At 40.2% G+C, this 6,156-nt stretch carries 7 protein-coding genes; 3 read left to right on the forward strand and 4 right to left on the reverse strand.

What is annotated here, in order from left to right; translation table 11 throughout:
• The 3 genes from ACED53_RS22570 to ACED53_RS22580 form a co-directional block, all read left to right on the forward strand.
• Window positions 1-303, forward strand: a 303-nt coding sequence (locus ACED53_RS22570) for a cupin domain-containing protein (protein ID WP_371715312.1), incomplete at its 5' end; no start/stop codon positions are given.
• Between the two features lie 27 nt (window positions 304-330).
• Window positions 331-696 (forward strand): VOC family protein, encoded by a 366-nt coding sequence (locus tag ACED53_RS22575; RefSeq protein ID WP_017097734.1) that lies wholly within the window; start codon window positions 331-333, stop codon window positions 694-696.
• A 45-nt stretch (window positions 697-741) separates the two neighbouring features.
• On the forward strand, window positions 742-1,113 hold the full coding sequence (locus tag ACED53_RS22580) for a DUF4440 domain-containing protein (RefSeq protein WP_017097735.1): 372 nt from the start codon (window positions 742-744) through the stop codon (window positions 1,111-1,113).
• Between the two features lie 369 nt (window positions 1,114-1,482).
• Here the strand turns inward: ACED53_RS22580 and ACED53_RS22585 are convergent, their stop codons facing one another.
• Genes ACED53_RS22585 through ACED53_RS22600 form a run of 4 tightly spaced genes read right to left on the reverse strand, consistent with a single transcriptional unit; the run spans window position 1,483 to window position 5,469 of the window.
• Entirely contained in the window at window positions 1,483-3,267 is a 1,785-nt protein-coding gene (locus ACED53_RS22585; protein ID WP_102579879.1) for a DUF4209 domain-containing protein, read from the reverse strand.
• 59 nt (window positions 3,268-3,326) lie between these two features.
• A complete protein-coding gene (locus tag ACED53_RS22590; protein ID WP_371715313.1) occupies window positions 3,327-3,680 on the reverse strand; it encodes a hypothetical protein in 354 nt (117 codons plus the stop codon).
• An 11-nt stretch (window positions 3,681-3,691) separates the two neighbouring features.
• On the reverse strand, window positions 3,692-4,753 hold the full coding sequence (locus ACED53_RS22595) for a hypothetical protein (protein ID WP_102579881.1): 1,062 nt from the start codon (window positions 4,751-4,753) through the stop codon (window positions 3,692-3,694).
• Window positions 4,753-5,469, reverse strand: a complete 717-nt coding sequence (locus ACED53_RS22600; protein WP_210499794.1) for a hypothetical protein — start codon at window positions 5,467-5,469, stop codon at window positions 4,753-4,755. Before ACED53_RS22600 ends, ACED53_RS22595 begins: the two co-directional genes overlap by 1 nt.
• Window positions 5,470-6,156 lie beyond the last annotated feature (687 nt).

Below are 6,156 nucleotides of genomic sequence, written 5' to 3' on the forward strand. Positions count from 1 at the left end.
CAGTCGGCTCTTCGCCATTGGCACACAAGGTCAGATGAGTTTCTTTATGTACTCGGTGGTGAGCTATGTTTAGTCAGTGATGACGGTGAGCAGACATTGTTTGCAGGAATGTGTATTGGCTTCCCTGCTAGGGTCGAAAATGGTCATCATTTAATAAACCGTAGTAGCGAACAAGCTAAATTTATAGTTATAGGGAGCCGAGTTGCAAAAGACGAAGCCCATTATCCAGATGATGATTTCAAATGGGTTGTTGAAAGTTCTGGTGAATGGACTCCCTCTAGAAAGAACGGCACACCATACTAGTGATTGGTAAGTAGTAGGAGGAAGACTATGATTCCAACAGCGATTCTTATTCATGTTCAAAATGTCGCATTGGGCATCGAGTGGTATCAAAAAGCCTTTCCTACAGCAGAATCTGTTTATCATCCTAGTTTCGACTTTACCGTGCTCAATTTAAACGGTTTTTCTCTTGAGATAGTGCAAGCAGACGAAAAAGTAGGCTCGGGTAAATGCGGGACAGTTTTATATTGGTCGGTAAACAACTTGGATAAAGCACTGGATCATTTTGAAGAACTTGGTGCAAAACTGTATAGAGGCCCAATGGCAATTGAAAATGGGCTTTTTATGTGTCAAATCGAAGATCCATTTGGCAACCTAATTGGCTTGCGTGGGGCGACGACGTTGCAAGTGGTTTAAATGGATTATAAAGGCCTTATATGCCATATCAGTTTAGGAGGTAAAATGGACATTTTGATCGAACAAGAAATAGAACTCCATCAATACCAAACTCGTCAGAACAAAGCTGACCTTGATCGTTTAATACACCCTAGTTTTACTGAAGTTGGTAAGTCAGGAGATAGCTACGATTTTACATCCATTATTCAAATGATGGATTTGGAAGAGCCTTCAGATATCCGCGTTCATTCTCAAAAGTATGAATGTATTCAACTTGAGCCTTCTATACAGCTTTTAAAGTATGAGTCTGCTCTTGTAAGTGAATCTGGAGAAGTTAGTGACTATGCCAAACGCTGTTCAATTTGGACATTTACGGGCACTTGTTGGAAGCTCAGGTATCATCAAGGTACGCAATGTAAACCTTTCAAACTCAGTTAGTAGTGATTATCCGTAATCTAATTATCTACTGAAGTTTGTCATTACGGGGGAGCTTAAAGTTTGTAACACGCCTCTGCCCCTTTTTAACTTAGAGTAAAAGGTCATTCATATTTTGTTAATGCGAATTTTCCCTACGAAAAGTTATCCGAAGGGGGGATGGTTTGTGTAGCGAGAACTGAGGCTACGTTAAGTACGTTTAACCCTCAATTCATCTGGTACTGGCACGATAAGCAAGATCTTGAGCTTCAGCACCATTACCAACAATGATACCGATGCACTTCGATAATACGCCTTAACGCGAGATTACGCTGGGATGGTATTTCGTTTCTTAAACTAAAAACGGGAGCTATTTGGCTCCCGCTGAATCATTTATTCCTGCACTTGATGTTTGTAGTGCTCTTTCCATTGTCTAGCATATGGAATCATCACTATGTGTAACACCAACCACCAGAGAAACTTAGGGGCTGTTCCCCTGTAAGTTGATGCTGGCACATACCCGTGAGATAGCTGATTTCTCAAGTCACCATAAACTTTATCAAGCAGGAGTACTTGTAAGTTGGTGGTTAAATCAGACCCCAAAGTATCAATGATCGCTTGGTGTCCAAGCAGAGCTTTAATACCATTACGTTCTTGAGACCCGTCACCATGTAACGTAGAAGGCTCCTCTCCTTTCTGGCGAGCAAGATAGCGTAGAGAGTTCTCAATTTGCGGCACTAGCAAATGACAAGCGGTCATGAAGTCTCGATTGAAACCAGCCAATAGACCTTTCACAAAATATTCTTCATGACCATCTGGGATGAATGGATGATTTGAACAGATTTGCTCAATAGCTTCTTCTGTAACAACGTATTTGGTAGTGACTTCATTCAGAGCTGGCATAATCTGGCCTTGCACACCCAACTGGTGCTCAATACCAATATTGCGCATCATAATGCTCCAGCACCGCAGACCATTCTCGTCATCTTCAATACCAAGGTCAGCAGGAATTACAGCAGTTGTCATACCTTCATGATCTAGATGAGTCGTGCCGAACATCCATGAGATACTAGTTTGCATCTGCTCAACTGCATGCTCTCTTAACTGTTCCATGTTCGATGGTCTTGTGATAGTACCCAAGCGGAAAAGAGCATCGGACAAATCAACACTCTGCACGTTAGCAATAGCAGTATTAACAAGCTGACTAATATCTTGCCCGTCAGTAACGATAAGACCAAGGTCGTGCAAAGATTCTATTTGCTGCTCTCTCATTTCTTCATATAGAGCCAGTCTTTGTTCTTTAGTCCCTGGTACTTTAGCCAAAGCATCAATTGCTTTGAGCAGGCGTCCAGCGGCAATCATACCTTGTTGATATTGTTCAGCAGCTTTGACATGACATTCAGAAGTAGCCTGCCAAGTAGCAATCTGCTTCTCTTTGTCTCGCATAGACATTGCTGCATCTAAAGCTATTTCGTTTGCATTAATGGATGAGTCGTAATCACCTCGTTCAAACTGCAATCTCGCTAGCTCTAGAGCTTGTTCGTAAATCCAATCATTCTCTTTGATACAAAACTCAAGGCAAAGAGTTAACAAGCGTTTTGCGTAAAAGCACCTCTCAGATTCTTTATGTGCTTCGTACTGTTCAAGAAGGAGCTGAGATACGTTTTCGAATAAATCAGGACGTTGATTATCCCGTCTGAACATGCAGCTCAGGCGCAGTGCACGCTCAATACGTTCACATGGCATAACCCACGAATCAGATTCATCAGCAAGTTGCTTAGCTGACTCTAAGTACGCTTCTATCGCCATATAAGCATGCTCGATAGTCCCAGACTTCGTAATCCATGCAATATCGGCTAATCGTGCTCGTAATTCATGGTTTTCAACTTCTGGGCAGAAGTCTTTCAGTGCCGTAAGTGACTCTTCGCTGAAGTCACTAGCTATTAAGCCTCTACGATCTTCAAAGATAAATTTGGGCTTGAAAGGTTTCTTGGCATCTCTTGGAGTAAAGTGCATTGAACATGCAGCGGCTAACAAACGAGCTGGGACACTTTCTTCTTGCGCTGCTAAAGCAGATTCGATGTAGTGGTATGAGTGTTCTTCAACTTCAGACAAGATCACTGCTAGATCTAGTCTCTGCAACTCCTTTAGAGTTACAACCGTTTCATGTAATGACATAGGCTTCTCTATATGATTTTTGTTGTATTTTATTGAGATGCAACTTTGGAGAAGCTGGGTTAGTGAGTCAATAGAATCTCATCTGGATCGAGTCCCTCAAGCGACTCAGTCATAAGTGTAGTATCGAGGTACATCTCGTCATTATCACTTGTTTCGAGGACTCGTGTCTCATATGTAGTGTCGAAGTGCAATTGATCTTGATCGGTTGCTTCCAATGTTTTCGTTATAGTCGTTTCATCTAAAAAATAAATACAATCATTATCTGTTGGCTCAGTGGTATTCGTTTGCACCGTCCAGTCCAACCTAATAGCATCTTCATCTTGGTTTTCGATTGTGAACGTTTGAGTCGTTGTATCTGTATTCGTACAAGCGACAGAAGGTGAGGACAGCTCAACTTTCTGACTATAGTTCATGATATAAGGTTTCATTTTTGCTCCTCCATACTTGCAATGAGCATCTTAGTATCAAAAAAACTGTCACTCAACTCTATAGTCGAGTTTTGTCCTGTAAGTTTAAGTGCTGTAATAGCAAAGCCTGTCGTCGTTTTACCTAAAGTGTTTGATGATGAATAAATGAAGATTACTTTTTTATCGGGTGACATGGCTTTTGATAACCTTAATAGCTCTTGAGGGGAAAAGTTTCCCTCACCATTAAGTAATATAAATTCAGTTGTTGATTTATTGCTACCGTGTAGTGGTTCTTTTGCCAGCCAGTTGTAAGGTTGTAAAGTGGTGATAATCAACAGTAATGTGCTTAAAATAATGCTTCTAATAAAGTACTTTTCAATATTTAATACCAGCGTTGCAGCTGCTACTTGCTCTTCTCGTGATTTTAACCAGTCAATATAGATACCTTCTGCTAACTTCTGCCAATCAGGAGACTCCTTGAAAGACATAAACATGCTTTTTATGGAGGCTTTTACCTGTAAGTAACGACGTAATAGCACTAGAACATTAACAAGGAAGATAACGGAAAGAGTAAAAGTTACCCAAATCACAATACTTGTTGTTGAAACTGGTAAATTATGTATCGACTTAAATAAAAATGTACATAAACCAGCATAAACCAAAGCAATTGCCACATAGCTATTCACCTTATTGTTAAGGGTATTCATGCTGTTTTGACAATCAGCATGTTTATGTTTTAAAAACTCTATTCTCAATTGGCTCTTTAACCCATCAGCATCATCGTCTAATTCGAGGAATTTGTTTTTGCATTCTTCTAGTTCCTCCTGGTTACGTGATGGCTGCAAGTCAGAAAGTTTCAGAACTGAAAATAGCTCAAAGCCCTTTTCTTTGTTATACGATAAAAGGTATATATGTTTATCACCCCAAGGCAACGTTGATATAGAGAAGCGCAGTTCCGTAAGCTGAGTAATAGAGCCAAACCCTTTATCTCGTGAAATATGGAAAATAGGGGAAAGGTTAAATATCCAGCAAACAAGTAACCCGAGTTTATACCAAATAGAGTTGTTGCGATGTTCCATTACTGTTCCTCCTGTGCTCTATTTTTCGTCAAGTAGCCAACAATTGCTCCAGAGATGTTTAACCCAGTCTCAAACTCTAACCATGCCCACTGTCCATTAGCGTTCATCTCCAAGAAGTACCAGACGTCACCCTTCACAATAAAATCAAAACAGCCAAACTTCATGTTGCAAAGCTTCATGAAAGTAAGACAGTTACTTCTAATCGTTGATGGGATCGAACAAGCTTCATAAGACACTTTATTGTGAGGCTTTCTCCAGTCAATATTGTTCTCAGAATGAATTTTTACAGGGAAAAACTGTCCATCCACAACGGTGACCCGAACTTCGAAGTCTTTCTCGATAAAATTTTGCAGGTAGACTGGTGAGAACTCAAAGTTGTTAGTTTCGAAAGTTGGGTCTATCAGGTTTGTTTGTACAAACTCCTTACTAGAGCGGCTTGTTATTTCACCGATGGCAACAGGTTTGATGATGCCTGTGCAATCAGAAAAATGCTTTAGCAAACTGACATCGTTTGTGATCGCAAAGTCTGGTAAATGGAAGCCTGTTTGAGCTGCTAGAGATGCTTGAAGCACTTTATTATTAGCTCGGCGCATAACTGAAGGCCTTGTAAGCACAGTACCACTAAAGCTCTCAACAATACCCTCTACAAAAACGTATGTCTCCTTATGAATATAGGAGTGATAGTGACTCTCGAATATGCCATCGAGTTTTTCCATTGAAGGCTTTCGAAAGTAAATAGATGCACATGATCCAGAGTCAATGTAGTGGTTAGAGTCCTTTATTTTGAACCCATTAGCTGAAAAGGTTATGTGATAGTCAGAGAACCGATCTAGATCTAAACGGAAAAATGTGAGTTGACTGAATTTCTTTATAAGATATGAACAAGTTTTGTCATAGCTACTTGTTACCATTAAAATTTTCTTGTTTTGCAACGCAACTTACCTCTGCGTGTGATTGTACATCAATAAGCATACTAAATCATATGATGGCATTCTGTACTTACCATTGTTTACATGATCTTATCTTCTTGTTTTAACAAGTAATGATATCTGATTTGTGATAGGAGTCTATTACTGTGGCACTGAGCTTTCATTTTGAACGTTGTTGGTATGGAGAGAGGTAAAAACAGTGGTAAGGCCTGAGTTTTCTAAGCCCCCTTCAGCATCTTCAGAACCAGAAGTCTTAGGCATTACACAACTAAGGTCTGCCATACGTCAACTAATTCGTGGTTCGTTAAATTAGCAGAGTCGCTGACACGTTTTTGTCCAGAGGCTTCATAGACCTGAAGTTTTACTCGTGGCACTTTTCTCAAAAAGTGCCAACTAGCTCAGATCTGCCCCAAAGTGTATCACGACCGATGATTGACTAATTAATGGTGAGTTGATTTTGTAATACATATGCTA

Source organism: Vibrio sp. 1F169 (genome assembly GCF_041439605.1).
Lineage (GTDB): Bacteria > Pseudomonadota > Gammaproteobacteria > Enterobacterales > Vibrionaceae > Vibrio > Vibrio tasmaniensis_A.

Bases quoted from the DNA above. Each gene is read 5' to 3' on its own strand.
- ACED53_RS22595 (WP_102579881.1), bottom strand. From the start codon at position 4,753: ATGGAACATCGCAACAACTCTATTTGGTATAAACTCGGGTTACTTGTT.
- ACED53_RS22585 (WP_102579879.1), bottom strand. From the start codon at position 3,267: ATGTCATTACATGAAACGGTTGTAACTCTAAAGGAGTTGCAGAGACTA.
- ACED53_RS22600 (WP_210499794.1), bottom strand. From the start codon at position 5,469: ATGGAAAAACTCGATGGCATATTCGAGAGTCACTATCACTCCTATATT.
- ACED53_RS22580 (WP_017097735.1), top strand. From the start codon at position 742: ATGGACATTTTGATCGAACAAGAAATAGAACTCCATCAATACCAAACT.
- ACED53_RS22590 (WP_371715313.1), bottom strand. From the start codon at position 3,680: ATGAACTATAGTCAGAAAGTTGAGCTGTCCTCACCTTCTGTCGCTTGT.
- ACED53_RS22575 (WP_017097734.1), top strand. From the start codon at position 331: ATGATTCCAACAGCGATTCTTATTCATGTTCAAAATGTCGCATTGGGC.